At 65.7% G+C, this 14,212-nt stretch carries 11 protein-coding genes; 3 read left to right on the forward strand and 8 right to left on the reverse strand.

Annotation, left to right across the window (positions count from 1 at the left end; genetic code table 11):
- The first annotated feature begins 43 nt into the window (after positions 1-43).
- Both V6M87_RS21950 and V6M87_RS21955 read left to right on the forward strand, forming a co-directional pair.
- Complete coding sequence (locus V6M87_RS21950) at positions 44-1,015, forward strand: L,D-transpeptidase family protein (RefSeq protein ID WP_332878795.1); 972 nt, start codon at positions 44-46, stop codon at positions 1,013-1,015.
- Between the two features lie 12 nt (positions 1,016-1,027).
- Positions 1,028-1,741, forward strand: a complete 714-nt coding sequence (locus V6M87_RS21955) for a M23 family metallopeptidase (protein WP_332878796.1) — start codon at positions 1,028-1,030, stop codon at positions 1,739-1,741.
- A 36-nt stretch (positions 1,742-1,777) separates the two neighbouring features.
- On the opposite strand, the gene V6M87_RS21960 is transcribed toward V6M87_RS21955, so the two are convergent.
- The 6 genes from V6M87_RS21960 to V6M87_RS21985 form a co-directional block, all read right to left on the reverse strand.
- Positions 1,778-2,632 (reverse strand): extracellular catalytic domain type 1 short-chain-length polyhydroxyalkanoate depolymerase, encoded by an 855-nt coding sequence (locus V6M87_RS21960; RefSeq protein ID WP_332878797.1) that lies wholly within the window; start codon positions 2,630-2,632, stop codon positions 1,778-1,780.
- A gap of 77 nt (positions 2,633-2,709) precedes the next feature.
- Entirely contained in the window at positions 2,710-3,930 is a 1,221-nt protein-coding gene (locus V6M87_RS21965; RefSeq protein ID WP_332878798.1) for a sensor histidine kinase, read from the reverse strand.
- Positions 3,923-4,621 carry a response regulator transcription factor gene (locus tag V6M87_RS21970; protein WP_332878799.1) on the reverse strand — a complete coding sequence of 233 codons (699 nt, stop codon included), beginning with the start codon at positions 4,619-4,621 and terminating at the stop codon, positions 3,923-3,925. Before V6M87_RS21970 ends, V6M87_RS21965 begins: the two co-directional genes overlap by 8 nt.
- 53 nt (positions 4,622-4,674) lie before the next feature.
- Complete coding sequence (locus tag V6M87_RS21975) at positions 4,675-6,435, reverse strand: M4 family metallopeptidase (RefSeq protein ID WP_442920628.1); 1,761 nt, start codon at positions 6,433-6,435, stop codon at positions 4,675-4,677.
- A gap of 154 nt (positions 6,436-6,589) precedes the next feature.
- Positions 6,590-7,456 (reverse strand): KPN_02809 family neutral zinc metallopeptidase, encoded by an 867-nt coding sequence (gene ypfJ, locus V6M87_RS21980; RefSeq protein WP_332878800.1) that lies wholly within the window; start codon positions 7,454-7,456, stop codon positions 6,590-6,592.
- A complete protein-coding gene (locus V6M87_RS21985) occupies positions 7,453-7,635 on the reverse strand; it encodes a hypothetical protein (RefSeq protein ID WP_332878801.1) in 183 nt (60 codons plus the stop codon). The genes ypfJ and V6M87_RS21985 overlap by 4 nt, the downstream gene beginning before the upstream one ends.
- Before the next feature lie 213 nt (positions 7,636-7,848).
- Here V6M87_RS21985 and V6M87_RS21990 point away from each other — a divergent pair, with 213 nt between their 5' ends.
- Positions 7,849-8,814, forward strand: coding sequence for a class I SAM-dependent methyltransferase (locus V6M87_RS21990; RefSeq protein ID WP_332878802.1), 966 nt, complete (start codon positions 7,849-7,851; stop codon positions 8,812-8,814).
- Positions 8,815-9,112: 298 nt separating this feature from the next.
- On the opposite strand, the gene V6M87_RS21995 is transcribed toward V6M87_RS21990, so the two are convergent.
- Together V6M87_RS21995 and V6M87_RS22000 are read right to left on the reverse strand one after the other, a co-directional pair.
- On the reverse strand, positions 9,113-11,722 hold the full coding sequence (locus V6M87_RS21995) for a bifunctional diguanylate cyclase/phosphodiesterase (protein ID WP_332878803.1): 2,610 nt from the start codon (positions 11,720-11,722) through the stop codon (positions 9,113-9,115).
- Positions 11,723-11,769: 47 nt separating this feature from the next.
- The coding region (locus V6M87_RS22000) for a PAS domain S-box protein (RefSeq protein WP_332878804.1) at positions 11,770-14,212 on the reverse strand (2,443 nt) is incomplete at its 5' end.

Consider the following 14,212-nt stretch of genomic DNA (forward strand, 5'->3'; position numbering starts at 1 on the left):
GTCGGCACTAAGCTGGTTCCATTGCAAACTTTGCGGGAACCACGTGAAAATCAGTCATCCATCGATTCTGTTGTCCCTTCTGCTGGGCGCCAGCCTGCCAGCGTTCGCCCAGGTCGCCGGCGCCGACGCGCCGGCCGCGGCCCCGGCTGCCACTGGCGTCACCTTCACGCCCGCCGTCCAGAAACTGTTGCATGCCCAGGTCCTGCTCGACCGCGCCCACTTTTCGTCAGGCGAAATCGACGGCACCTTCGGTTCAAATATGAAAAATGCGCTGTCGGGTTTTCAGCAGGCCAGAAGCTTGCCGGTCACCGGCGCGCTCGATGACGCCACCTGGGCCGCGCTGGCGCAGGACGGCGCCGAGATGGTTGTAACGTATGTCCTTACCGATGCCGACACTGCCGGTCCGTTCGTCGCCATTCCCGAAGCCATGGCCGGCAAGGCAGCACTGCCGGCGCTCGGCTACGCGAACGCCGCCGAGGGTCTGGGCGAGAAATTCCACGCCAGCCCGACCTTGCTGGCACGCCTGAACCCGGGCAAGGATTTCGCGCGCACGGGCGAGCAGATCATGGTGCCGAACGTGCTCGGCACCGAGCCGCTGGCGAAAGCATCGAAAGTCATGGTCAGCAAGGCTGGCCGCGTGCTGACCGTGTACGACACCGAGGGCAAGCTGATGGCCCAGTATCCGGCCTCGACCGGCAGCAAGCATGACCCCCTCCCGATCGGCACGTGGAAGGTGAATGGCGTGGCGCGCCACCCGACTTACCACTACAACCCGAAACTGTTCTGGGATGCCAAAACCGGCGACAAGAAAGCCACCGTCCCGGCCGGCCCCAACAATCCGGTGGGCGTGGTCTGGATCGACTTGTCGAAACCCCATTACGGCATCCATGGCACCCCGGTCCCGCGCACGATTGGCAAGACCGAGTCGCATGGCTGCATCCGCCTGACCAACTGGAGCGCGCAGGAAGTTGCCGCACTGGTGGCGCCGGGTACGCAAGTTGTCCTGACCAACTAAGGAGCACTCCCCATGAAATGGCTGTTGACTCTGATTATCGGCGCCGTGCTGGGCGCCGCAGGCTTGTTCGTCTACCTGCGCCAGGTGCCCCATGACGCGGCCCCGGGCGCGGTCGTGACGCCCGGCACCACCGCATTGCCGGCGCCGGCCGTGGCGCCCGCGCCGAATTCGGCCGCGGCATTGAATGGCCAGTTGCCGCCCGCCCCGGTGGTCGCGCCCGACCTGACCGAAGCAGACTTGCCGGTACGCCCGAGCGAGCCGGTGCCGATGCCGGCCGTGAACGGCGCCGACGCTCCAGCCGGCAAGTTGCTGGTGCCGGTCGACGGCGTCAAGTTCAGCCAGCTGAGCGACACCTACAACGCCCCGCGCGGCAGCGAGCGCCAGCATGAAGCGCTCGACATCATGGCGCCGAAAGGCACCAAGGTGTTTGCCGTGGCCGACGGCAAGGTCGCGAAGCTATTTAACAGCGTGCCGGGTGGACTGACCGTCTACCAGTTCGAGCCGGCCGAGAAATTCGCCTATTACTATGCCCACCTCGACAAGTACGCCGATGGCATCAAGGAAGGCCAACTGCTGAAACGCGGCGACTTGATCGGGTATGTCGGCGTGACCGGCAATTCGGATCCGAAAGCGCCGCATTTGCATTTCGCGGTGGTACAGCTGACGCCCGAAAAACAATGGTGGAAAGGAACGCCCGTCAATCCGTATCCATTGATGGCTGAATAGGGGCAAGCTGCAGGCGATGGTATCCGGCGCCGCCGCTTAGCGGCGGTGTTTCACCAGAAACTGCCAGATCACCTCGTTGGCATCGAATGCGCGGCTGGTCGTGCCAATTGGCAGGCCAACATTGAACGGATCGGCGCCCGGCCACGTATGGCCGCCATCGGCGATGGTGAGCAGGGCCACGCTTTCCCGGCCGTTGCCGGCCTCGATCCGGGACACGCCCGTTCCAAGGGCCTGTTCTTGCGCAGTGCCCGCGATGGCATTTTTACCCAACCAATACCGATAGCTTTCCCGAGCGGACAGGTACGCGCCCGGCTTGCCGCCATACGCCACCACCTGGTCGGCCGTGCCATGCACCAGCAGTACGCCGACCTTGCCCGTGGCCGCATGGTGCTCGATGACTGGCTCGGGCATGGGCGCGCCGACCGCCGCCACCGCCGCGAACAGGTGGGGCAGCTCGGCGCCGATCCGCAGCGCAAAAAAGCCGCCGCGCGACAAGCCGGTGGCGTACACGCGCGCAGGATCGACGCGATACGCCTGCCTGAGTTTGGCAAGCAGCGCTTCGGTAAAACCAATGTCATCGCTGCCCTCGCGGTAGGGCATGCCAAAACCGACATTCCAGTCCTGTTTCAGTCCGGCCGGATAGACCACGATGAACTGGTGGCGCTCGGCTGCGCGATTCATCTGCGTGTAGAGCATCTGTTCCGCCATGCTCATGCCGCCGCCGTGAAAATTAAAAACCACGGGATAAGGCCGCTGCGGTTCCTTGCCATAGGCTTCAGGCACGTACACGATGTAGCGGCGCTTCTCGTTCTTGTGAACCAGCGAATTGACTTGCGCCAGCGCCGGCACGGCGGTGCCGGCCAGGACCAGCAGGATGGTCAGGTGTTTCATGGAATGGACCCGGATGAAGTGGACGAGTACGCAGCTTGGACGGGCGTGGGTGAAAAGCTGGTGAAATCCAGCAGGTTTCAGGCGGCGCGCAGCACCGTGATGTCGACCCGGTAAGCCTGTGCGCCCTGGTGCACCCCAAGTTCCCAGTCCATCGCAGCGGCCAGGCGCTGCAACAAATTCTGGCCATGCAGGAAACCTTGCATGCCGCCTTCCCGGTCCGTGTCGACGGTGTTGGCAACGCTGAGCACCCCGTCCGCAAACGACAGTCCCAGCAGCGCTGCCGGCCCGCCATGGAACACGGCGTTGCCAAGGCAATTGTTGATGAGAATGGTTGCCAGATGCGGATGTCCGTGCACCGCCAGCCTGTCCGGCAAATCGAGTTGCAGGCGGGCGCTATCGAGCAAGCCTTGTTCGACCAGTCGCAGCAGGCAGTCCTCGATCACGCCGCGCAGGTCGAATGCGGCACTGGCAATCTGCTCGGCGCGCGCTAGTGCAAACAGGACGTCGATGGTATTGCCGATCTCGGCCAGTCCGGCCTGCGCCTGCGCCGTCTCCATCCGGTCCAGCGCGCGCCCGCTTGCCTGGCCGAAGGTATTGTGCAAGATGGTCAGTGGTGTGCGCAGTTCATGGCTGACGTCGCGCGTAAAAGCGTGCTCGCGCGCGAGCGCGGCGTGAAGGGTCGCCGACGTGTCACCGAGCTTGCGCGCCAGGTAACCGATTTCATCAGGGCGCAGGCGCGCCGTGAACGCCTGCGCCTGGTCAAGCTGGTGGCTGCGCACTTGTTGCGCCAGTTCCTGCAGCGGCAGCACCAGTCGCCGGGCCAGCAGGTACGCCAGCAAACATGCGAGGCCGGTCAGTCCCAGCGCGACAGCGAGCAGCAGAGCGCCGATGTCGCCGATCAGCGCCGAGACCACCAGTAGCGGCGCCACGTCCGCCACCAGGTAGCGCCGCTGCTGCGGCCCGGCACCCAGGTCGAGCGTGCGTACATGGTAGTGCTGACCAGTGCGCGTAAACACCTCGGCGCGCTGGACGCCAGCCTGCATGCTGCGGCGTACCTCTGGTGGCAAGGCGTCGATGCTGCGGTATGCACGGATCAGGTCGTATGAAGGTGGCCCGGCATCGCCGTGCTGGACATACTGCGCCGTCATCGATGCCGCTTCGCGCACCAGCAGGCGGTCGACCAGCATGTCTTCCGTGACATACGCAACGACCAGGGCGAGTCCGGTGTAGCAGACACAGATGCACACCGTAAATCCGCCGATGGCCGCAAACAGGCCACGCCGGATCGTGCTAAACATCGCCCGCCGGCGGGACGTCCAGTCGATAGCCGAGCTGGGCAATGGTGGCGATCATGTTCACGCCGCCGGCCGCGTCGAGCTGCTTGCGCAAGCTGTAGATGTGCGATTTCAGCGCATCGCTGTCGGGTGGATTCGCGCCCCATAGCGCGAACATCAGTGCGGCGCGCGAGACGGCATGCGGAGCGGCATGACACAGCGCCAGCAAGAGCGTGAAGCCGCACTGGGTCAGCGCCAGCGGCACGTCCTGATAGGTCGCGCGGCGCTCCCGCACCAGCAGCGTCAGGGCGCCCAGATGCATTGCCTGGTCGGCGTGCAGTTGCCCGCGCCGGGCCAGCGCTGCGCAGCGCAAGGCCAGTTCGCGCAGGTCGAACGGCTTGGTCAGGTAATCGTCGGCACCGCACTCGAAGCCGCGTGCCTTGTCTTCAAACGCGTCACGGGCAGTGAGCATCAGTACCGGCACATTGCGCGGGGCACGCAACTTGATCGCACGGCAAACCGCCAGCCCGTCGACGTCGGGCAGCGTCAGGTCGAGCAGGACGACGTCATACGCCTCGCGCGTGGCCAGTTCGATGGCCAGTGTGCCGCTGGCGGCATGGTCGGTCAGCCAGTGCAGGCCATCGAGGAAGGCGACAATCTGGCGGGCGATCGCCGGGTGATCTTCAACGACCAGGATGGACAGAGGACGGCGCATGGCAATTGCAGGCAGGTGGGCACGGATGCCTGCATTGTAGCGCGGCAACCCGCTTATTCCGCGACATCCGCACCGACATTGATGGCCGCATACGCGCGCTGCACGGCAATCGCCTCGGCACTATCCTTGCCGTACAGCTCCTGCGCCGCCTCGAGCATCTTGCTGCGCGCCGTCGCGTAATTGGTCTTCGACGTAAACTTGGTGGTTGCCGCCTTGAACCAGATCCGGTACGCCTTGTCGAGGCCGATACCGTGCATGGCGGCCGGCTGCTTGACCAGGTATTTGCTGTACGCGTCGCTGGCCTTGTCGGCGTTCGAGCCCTGCGCCAGGAAATAAAACATCCGGTTGTTGGGGCCGCTGCTGTAATGCACATCGAGCCGTTTCAGGCTGCGGCTCCAGGCATCCGGGCTGGCGCCGTCCCGGCTGGGCTTGACCATCCAGCGCAGCGGCTCGCCGTTCTTGCTGATTTCCGTGCCCAGCATCCAGTCGTTGCCGCTGGCCGGCAATTGATCGCCCTTGCCGCCCGCGCGCGCATACGCTTCCACCGCTTCGCCGCTGATGTCGGAACTCGATTCGTTGAGCCCACCCGACTCGCCCGAATACACCAGGTTCGAGGTGGCGGCGGTGACGCCATGGCCCATTTCGTGGCCGATTACGTCGATCGCGCCGAGGCTGTTGAAAAACGAACCGTCGCCGATGAACATGCAGGTGCAAGTGTCGCTGTAATACGCATTGTCGTAGGCCGTGTTAACGTGGGCGGCAATGTAGGTGGCGGTATTATTGCCATCGAGCGACTGCCAGCCCAGCACGTTTTTCAGCATGTCGTAGGTGTTCATCAAGCCCCACAGGGCATTCACGGCAGCGGTCTGGCCGTTGGCATCGATGGTGGAGCCGCCGTTGATGTACTGCTTGCCGTCGCCCCAGGTATTGGTGGCGCTGGTGTAGACCTTGCCGGCGCTGCTGCCATGGTCGGCGTTGGTGATCGCCATGCCGCCGAAGCTGCCCTTCACGCCGCGTTCCGGGTCAATCATCTGGAAGCCGTCCTGGGTGGCGGTCGTGCTGACCGGCACCTGGCCGTTGTACTGGCTGTTGCCCACACCGACCACGGTTTGCAGCATGTTCCACTGATCGAGAATGGCGGCGCTGCGCGCGTCGACCACGGTATCGTGGTAGAGCGGGCGGTCGCCGTCGACCAGGCGGGTGTGGACCAGATAGCCGAGCGCATAATGGTCGACCACTTCCTCCAGGTCGAGCGCATTGAGCTGCGCTTCCGGCTTGTGTGCGGCGGCGGCCACGCGCCGGGTTCTCATCATCGGATAAATGATCAGCTCGGCGACGGCTGGCTTGATGTGTTGCACGCCGGCCGTGCGGGTCGTTACCGTGGCGAGTGCCGCGGCAATCGCGGCCTGGCCGGAGATGGCGGCTACCACATTGAAGTCGCCCGTCACGCGGCGCAGCTTGTTGCTTTTTCCCTTGCCCAGGTACTGGCGCCGCTCCGACGCCGACTCGGCCACAATGGTGCCGCCCGGATCGACCACCAGCACCGACTCCGAGCCGAACACGGGCACGCCCTTGTAGGTATGTACGGTGCGCACCACCTCGGTGCCGGCCACGCCGGGGTGCTGCTGCACCAGAACGAAGCCATGATCCTGGTCCAGCCCGCGCGCGCCGCGCTGGGCCACCAGCTGACTGGTCAATTCGGTGAAGCGCGCCGCGTTTGGCACCAGCGGGCCACTCATCAGCGGCGCTGCCAGGCTGGACAGTTGCAGGCCGCCGCAGAGCGCGGCGCACACCAGTTTCGTCATCGTCCTCATCACATCTCCTCATAGCGCCCTGCCAGAATGGCGAGCTGGGCATTTGAGGATCGTCGCCGCGTGGCGCAGCGCGGCTTTGCTGAAACGCAAAAACCCTGCACCAATCGAAGCGTGCAGGGTTTTTTATGCTTAACGAATGAAAATCGTTGCCGGCTTACAACTGGCGCGCCTTGAAGGTGTCGCACTGGCCGACTGCGCCGCTGTCGATGCCCTTTTTGAACCAGCGCACGCGCTGGGCCGAGCTGCCGTGCGTGAACGAATCGGGCACCACGGTGCCTTGCGACTGACGCTGCAGGGTGTCGTCACCGATCGCCGTGGCGGCCGCCAGTGCCGCCTCGATGTCGCCGGTTTCAAGTATGGAGCGGGCCTGGTTGGCGTGATTCGCCCAGACGCCGGCGAAGCAGTCAGCCTGCAATTCGAGGCGCACCGACATGGCGTTGGCCTGGCTTTCCGAACTGGTACGGCGCGCGGCATCCATTTTGTCGGTGATGCCCATCAGGTTCTGCACGTGATGGCCAACTTCGTGGGCAATCACGTAGGCCTTGGCGAAATCGCCGGCGACGTTGAAGCGCTGCTCCATCAATTTGTAGAAATCGAGGTCGATATACACCTGCTGGTCGCCCGGGCAGTAAAACGGGCCGGTGGCGCTGCGCCCGGTGCCGCAGGCGGTATCGGTCGAGCCGCTGAACAATATCAGTTTCGGCTTCACATAGGTGCCGCCGTTGGCGCGGAAAATCTCGGTCCAGACGTCTTCGGTATCGGCCAGCACGGTTTTCACGAAAGACGTCTGGCGGTCATTGGCGGGCGTCGCGGCGGGCGCCTGCGACTGCACCACCGGAGAACTACCACCTCCGCCCAGCAGGACCGACGGGTCGATGCCGAAGAAATAGGAGCCGATCAGCGCTATGACGATCGTGCCAAGGCCGATCGACTTGCCGCCAATACCGAAGCCGCCGCCACCGCCGCCACTGCCACGCCTGTCCTCGACGTTATCGCTTTCGCGGTTGCCTTCCCACTTCATGACTGGGACCGCTTGAGCTTGACCGCGCCGCCGCTTTCGCGCGCATCCTTGATGCGGTATTCCTCGTCGGCGCCGAGGCCGGCCTTGGCGTCGTCGTTGAGGGAACGTTGATGTTGTTCCCGTTCAAGTTCACGTTCGAGGCGGCCATTCAGTCCGACAGGGGGCAATTTATTTTTCATTTCAGTATTCCAAAAAAGGCAATCACAGGATCAACTGCTCGCAGTATGCGAGAAAGATCGCACGCAGTATGTTCGAGCTTTCACATATGCACTGCATTGTGCCGAATACAAGGCCCCGCACGCCAGTCCATATGTTCGCTAGCGTACGGAGTATCCCGCGCCCGCGTGCGACAGTGTGGCCTCCGATGGCTGACCTTATTTTTCGCACACTCCATGACCCTGATTCTCCGCGACCGCGATGCCCTGTTCGCACTCGGCCGGGCGCTCGAAGCGGCCCACTATCGTTTTACCACCATCACGCCTGCCAGCCATGCACGCATCAACGCCCGCCCCGGCAATGCGCAGGCGCTTGACCTGCGCGGCGTGTTCGGCTGGAGCCGGCCGTTCAGCCCCGATGCCTTCGACCCCGCCATCGTCGAGTTGATGCGGCGCGCCGGGGTGCTGGACGCGTCCGGTCCCCTGCTGCGCAGCAGCGTGCGTGCGGCCACCCTGGGCGAGCGCTGTTATTTTCATAGCGCCTGGCCCACCGAGCACGGCGACAGCGTCTTCTTTGGCCCGGACACCTACCGCTTCGTTGCAGCGATCGAGCGCGCACTGCGCCAACTGGCGGCGCCGCCGGCGCGCGTGGTCGACATCGGCTGCGGCGCCGGTCCCGGCGCCGTGCAGATCGCGCGCCGCTTTCCCGACGCTGAGGTGTTTGGCGCCGACATCAACCCGGCCAGCCTGGCCCTGACCTCGATCAATGCCGGCCTGGCGGGCGCGCGCAACGTCACGCCGGTGGCATCCAACCTGCTCGACGGCATGGACGGCGAATTCGACCTGATAGTCTCGAATCCCCCGTTCATGCTCGACCCGGGCCAGCGCACCTACCGCAACGGCGGCGGGCCGCGCGGCGCCGCCCTGTCGGTCGAGATCGTCAAAGCCGCGATGGCGCGCCTGCGTCCGGGCGGCAGCCTGCTGCTCTACACGGGCGTGGCGATCAGCGCCGACCAGGACGATTTCCAGGGTGCGATTGCGCCGCTGCTCGACACCGCCTGCCAGGCCTGGACCTACGAAGAGCTCGACCCGGACGTGTTCGGCGAAGAGCTGGCCACGCCCGCCTATGCCGGCGTGGAACGCATCGCCGCGGTCTGGCTGCACGCCGTGAAACGCACCCGCATGCGCAAGAGCGATCTGTAGTCAGCCAGCCAACAGGCACAAATAAAGCCCGGATCGGCACCCGCGCCGTGTGGCTTTTGAGAAACAGTCAGGTTTTTTCGGGCAACATTCCCGCTATACTTCCTGCAGAGCTGTGGCCTGGCGCCACCGCTCCTGCACGGCCGCCGTACGCCGTTTGTTTGCGCAATGCGCAGCCACCATGTCGATTCCAGGATCAGGCGAAGCCACCCTTCGCCGCGCACCCATGCACCGCTCCCCACCGCGATTTCTTTTCAAGGCGTCAGCATGATTTGCGGCGCAGCACTTCCAGACCGGTCGCTCACGCGGCACAAAGCTGCTTCAGGCTGGCGGCGGGTACGGCACGCGACAGAAAGTATCCTTGTGCGTAATCGCAAGCCATATGCTGCATTATTTCGAATTGCCCCGCCGTTTCGACGCCTTCGACGGTAACCCGCAGCCCCAGTGTGTGGGCCATGGCGACGATGGCCTGGCACAGGGCGCGGTCTTCCGCATCGGTCTCGATGTGCTCGACAAAGGCACGGTCGATCTTGAGGAAATCGATGTCGAATTTTTTCAGGTAGGCCAGCGAGGAGTAGCCGGTGCCGAAATCGTCCAGCGCAATCTGCATGCCGGCCCGCCCCAGCGCCGCCAGACTGGTGCGCACTTCAGCGCTCATATTCAGTAACAACCCCTCGGTGATTTCGACCGTTATCCCGCCCGGGTCGATGCCGCGCTCGGCCAGGTGGGCCAGCCAGCGCGCCGGCAAACCATGGTCGTTCTGGAATTGCACCGGCGAGACATTGATGCTGATTTCAAAGTGCGGATCAATCTCGGCGCGCAACTGGCCCAGCACACTGGCGGCCTGCTGAAACACCCAGTCGCCGATGGCGATGATCTGCCCGCTCTGCTCCGCCACCGGGATGAACTCTGCCGGACTGACCTGGCCACGCACCGGGTGCTCCCAGCGCAGCAGCGCTTCGGCCTTGTTGATACGCTGGTCGCGCATGTCGACGATGGGCTGGAACGCCAGCGCAAACTGGCCGCCGGCCAGGGCGCCGCGCAGGTCGTTGGTCAAGGTGGCGCGCTCCTGGGCCGCAGCCTGCAGGGACGGCTCGAAATGGCAGAACCGGTTGCGCCCGGCGCTCTTGGCCGCGTACATGGCCTGGTCGGCATGGCGCAGCAATTCTTCCGCGCCGGCGCCGGCATCCGGATAGCGCGCAACGCCAATGCTGGCCGAGACGAACACAATGTCGGCGCCGAGCGTGAACGGCAGCGCCAGCGCGCGTATCAACTGGCCGACGATGGCCTCGGGCGCGCCGTGCGCCTCTTCTTCACAGCGCAGCAGCACGGTAAATTCGTCGCCGCCCAGGCGCGCCACGCTGACCTCGTCTCCCAGCGTGGCGCGCAAACGCCCCGCCACCGCCACCAGCAACTGGTCGCCGACCGCATGGCCGAGGGTGTCGTTGACTTCCTTGAACTGGTCCAGGTCGATCAGCAGCACCACAAACGGTGACGCGGCCGGCTGTGACTCGGCCAACAGCGCTTCGAGCCGGTTGCGGAACATGTGCCGGTTGGGCAGGCCGGTCAGGCTGTCGAAATTGCCCTGCTCCCAGATCAGCTGTTCGCGCCGCTTGGTGTCGGTAATGTCGCGCACGATCCCCATCACCAGCGTTTCATTGTCGCTGCGGACGATTTCTCCGGACATGCTGCCGATGCGCTCCTCCCCCGATTTGATGCGGAAGCGCGCTTCCACGTCGATCACGCGGCCATCGCGCGCAACCGCGTCGAGGAAGGCGGCGCGCGCGGCGGGATCGACCCACAGGCTGGCCGTTGTCATGCCTGCGTCCAGCAATTCCGCGCGGCTGTAGCCGGTCATGCGCGTGACCGAATCGGACACCTCGATGAAGCGCCCGCTGTCCATCGACGTGAGCAGGATCCCGTCCGGGCTAGCGCGAAACGCGGCGGCAAATTTCTGGTCGGAGCGGTGCAGCGCCGACACCGCGTCGTGGGCCCGGTCCAGGCTGCGCCGCAACAGCAGGAACAGGCCGGTGAAGGCGGCACTGCCGATCAGCCAGAACAGGGTTACCAGCATGGCCAGGTTGCGCCACGGCGCCAGCAAGGCATGCTGCGACCGGCTGGCCGCCACCTGCAGGTCGGGATAGCCGGGCAGAACCGCGCGCCGGGTCAGATACTTGATTTCTAGGTGGGTCGCGTCGGCCGTGCGGCGGCTCAATGTGGTGGCAAAGTGCAACAGGCCGGCGCCGGATGCCGGCAAGGCGGCAATCACCATGCCGTCGCTGCGCAACATGCCGATGCGGCCGTCCCGGCCCAGATCGACGCCGTTCCAGAGCGCGCTGAAATAGGCTGGCGCCAGGCGCGATACGGCAATCGCCAGGATGGCGCCATCGGCGGCGCGGCGCGCCAGCGCGGCATAGATGGTGGTCTTGCCATCGACCTGGATCAATTCGAAGAGCGGGCCGCTGGACGCGCTCCGGTGCACCCGCGCCACCACGGCGCGGATGCCGGCGGCATCGACCGGATCGATTTCATCGCGCTGCGCGGCACTGCGGTTGCTCGCGCTGAACAGGACGTGGCCCGCCCCGTCCAGCAGGGCCAGGCCCTGGCAATGGGGCAGCGCCGCGCGTTCCACTTCCAGCAGCGCGCGCGCGGCCGCGCCGGTCGGCGCCTGCGGCCCGCTGAACTGGGTGCTCACGTGCAGCAGCCGGTACTCCACCGCCTCGACCGAACGGGCGGCCTGTTCGGTGACGATGCCAGTCACCGAGCGGGTCAGCTCGGCGCTATTGGTCAGCGCCTCATGGCGCGCGTACCACAAGGCGGCGATGCACAGGACTGCTGCGCCGCCAATGACGACAACGGGAAACCAGCCCTGCTGGGAAAAGGTGCGATGCGGATTCGATTTGGCTTGCATGTCCACCTTTGCGCTGCGCGCGCCTTATCTGGATTGGTTGTGTACGATCACGCCCGCACAGTGCGGCGCAGAGTTTCGCGGATCTTCTGCGCCAGCTGGCCGCGCTGGTACGGTTTGCTCAGCAGCTGTACGCCGGCCTGCAAGCGCCCGTTGTCGGTCAGCGCGTTGCGGGTATAGCCGGAGGTGAACAGCACCGCCAGCTCGGGCAGGATGCGGCGCGCCTGGGCCGCCAGTTCGGTGCTCGTCACCGGCCCCGGCATGACGACGTCGGTGAACAGCAGGTCGACTTTGGCGCCGCGCTCGATCAGCGCCAGCGCGCTGGCGCCATCGGCCGCATCGATGACCTGATAGCCAAGACCACTGAGGGTGCCGACCACGGTCAGGCGCACTTCTGCATCGTCTTCCACCACCAGGATGGTTTCGCTGCCGCCGCTGGCCGATTCGAGCTCCGGCAGCGCGCGCGGCAATTCGCGCTCGTTCGAACGGGGCAGCAGGATCTCGACGGTGGTGCCCACGCCGGGCGTGCTGGAAAGCGCGATGTGGCCGCCGCTCTGCTTGACGAAACCGTAGGCCATCGACAGACCCAGGCCGGTGCCCTCGCCCACCGGCTTGGTGGTGAAAAACGGCTCGAAGGCCAGCGCCCGCACTTCGTCGCTCATGCCCGCACCGGAGTCGGACACGGCCAGCAGCACGTAGTGGCCGGGTGCGATGTCGGCCAGCGCCTGGACGTCGGCCGCTTGCAGCACGCGGTTGCGCAACACGATGGTGAAGACGCCGTCGCCTTGCGCGGCCATCGCATCGCGCGCATTGATGGCCAGGTTGACCACCACGTTTTCCAGCTGGCCGGGGTCGACCATGATGTTCCACAAATCGGGGTCGCACTGGTAATCGATGCGGATCGATTCGCCCAGCGCCCGTTGCAACAGGTCGTCGCGGTTGCGCACGATGCGCAGCGGATTGAGCGCCACCGGCTGCAGCGGCTGGCGGCGCGCGAAGGCGAGCAGCTGCGAGGACAGCTTGGCGCCCTTGTCCACCGCGGTGGCGATGCTGCGCAGGCGCTGCTGCAGCTTTTCTTCGGAGGGCGGCAAGTGCTGCAGCAGCTGCACGTTGCCGCTGATGATCTGCAGGACATTGTTGAAGTCGTGCGCCACGCCGCCGGTGAGTTTGCCGACCGCTTCGAGTTTCTGGGCATGCTGCAGGGCCTGGCGCGCATTGTCGAGCGCGGCGCTGCGTTCGGCCGCATGGCGCTCGGCCTGTTTGCGCTCGGAGATATCGCGGATGAACGCGCTGGCGGCGAATCCGTCGCCTTCAGGGAAGTCGGCCAGCGCCAGCTCGGCGGGGATCATGCGCCCGCTGCGGTGCAGCAGCTGCACTTCGACCACCCCGCGCGCCGGTGCGTCCGGGTCGGTGTCGACCAGGCTGGCGAAACCGGCCTGGCCCGGGCGCCGCGCGGCGGGCGGCACCAGCAGCTCGGCCAGGGCGCGTCCGGTCGCCTCGCGCGCGCACCAGCCGAACATCGCCTCGGCGCAGGCGTTCCAGTCGGTGATCAAGCCGCTCGGGCTGACCGCGACAAACGCATCGTGGGAATGCTGCAGGATCACATTGAAGCGCTGGCGCTCGCTGGCCAGGCGCGCGTTGGCGTCGCGCATGGCCGCTTCGTTTTCCTTGGTGCGGGTGATGTCGGTGTGGGTGCCGATGGTGCGCACCGGCTTGCCCTCGGGGTCGCGCGTGACGGCCATGCCGCGCGCCAGGATCCACTTGTAGCTGCCGTCCTTGCAGCGCATGCGGAACTGCGCTTCGTAGTTGGCGCCGCTGCTGGCAATGTAGGCGTCGAGGATGGCGACGGTCGACCCCAGGTCGTCAGGGTGAAGCAGCTCGCGCCACGCAATGTGCGTATTCGGCACCTCGGTCTCCAGGTAGCCCAGCATGCCCTTCCAGCGCTGCGTGTAGATCACTTCATTGATGCCGCGGTCCCAGTCCCAGACGCCGTCGCCGGCGCCTTCCAGGGCGTATTTCCAGCGAAATTCGCTGACGCTCAGTTGCTGCGTCATGTGCCCGGCAATGGCGATGGCACGGCGCCGCCCGGTCGCCAGGATCCACACCAGCAGGCCGATCAGCAAACTGCCGGCGCTGCCGATCAGCGCGATCAGGTGCGGCTTGCTGCGGTCGATGCGGCGTTCGAACTGCAGGCTGGAACGGATGTCGAGCGTCCACGGCTGGCCAGCCACGGCAATGCGCTGCACCGTGCTGTAGAGGGGGCTGAAGCCGGCCGGTTCACGCCCGGCGCCCGGCGTCGCATTGCGCGCCGCCGCGCGCGCGTCGTACAGGCGCGCGCCTTCCTGCACGGCGTCGCCGTCGTAGATCGACAGCGTCACGTCACCGGCGCGCTCGCCTGCCAGCCCGGCCATCAGGTCGTCCATGCGAAATGGCGCGCCGACCCAGCCGACCAGGGCGGCGCGGCGGGGGGGGGGGGGGGGGGGGGGGGGGGGG

Source organism: Massilia sp. S19_KUP03_FR1 (assembly GCF_036688685.1).
Lineage (GTDB): Bacteria > Pseudomonadota > Gammaproteobacteria > Burkholderiales > Burkholderiaceae_D > JALYUM01.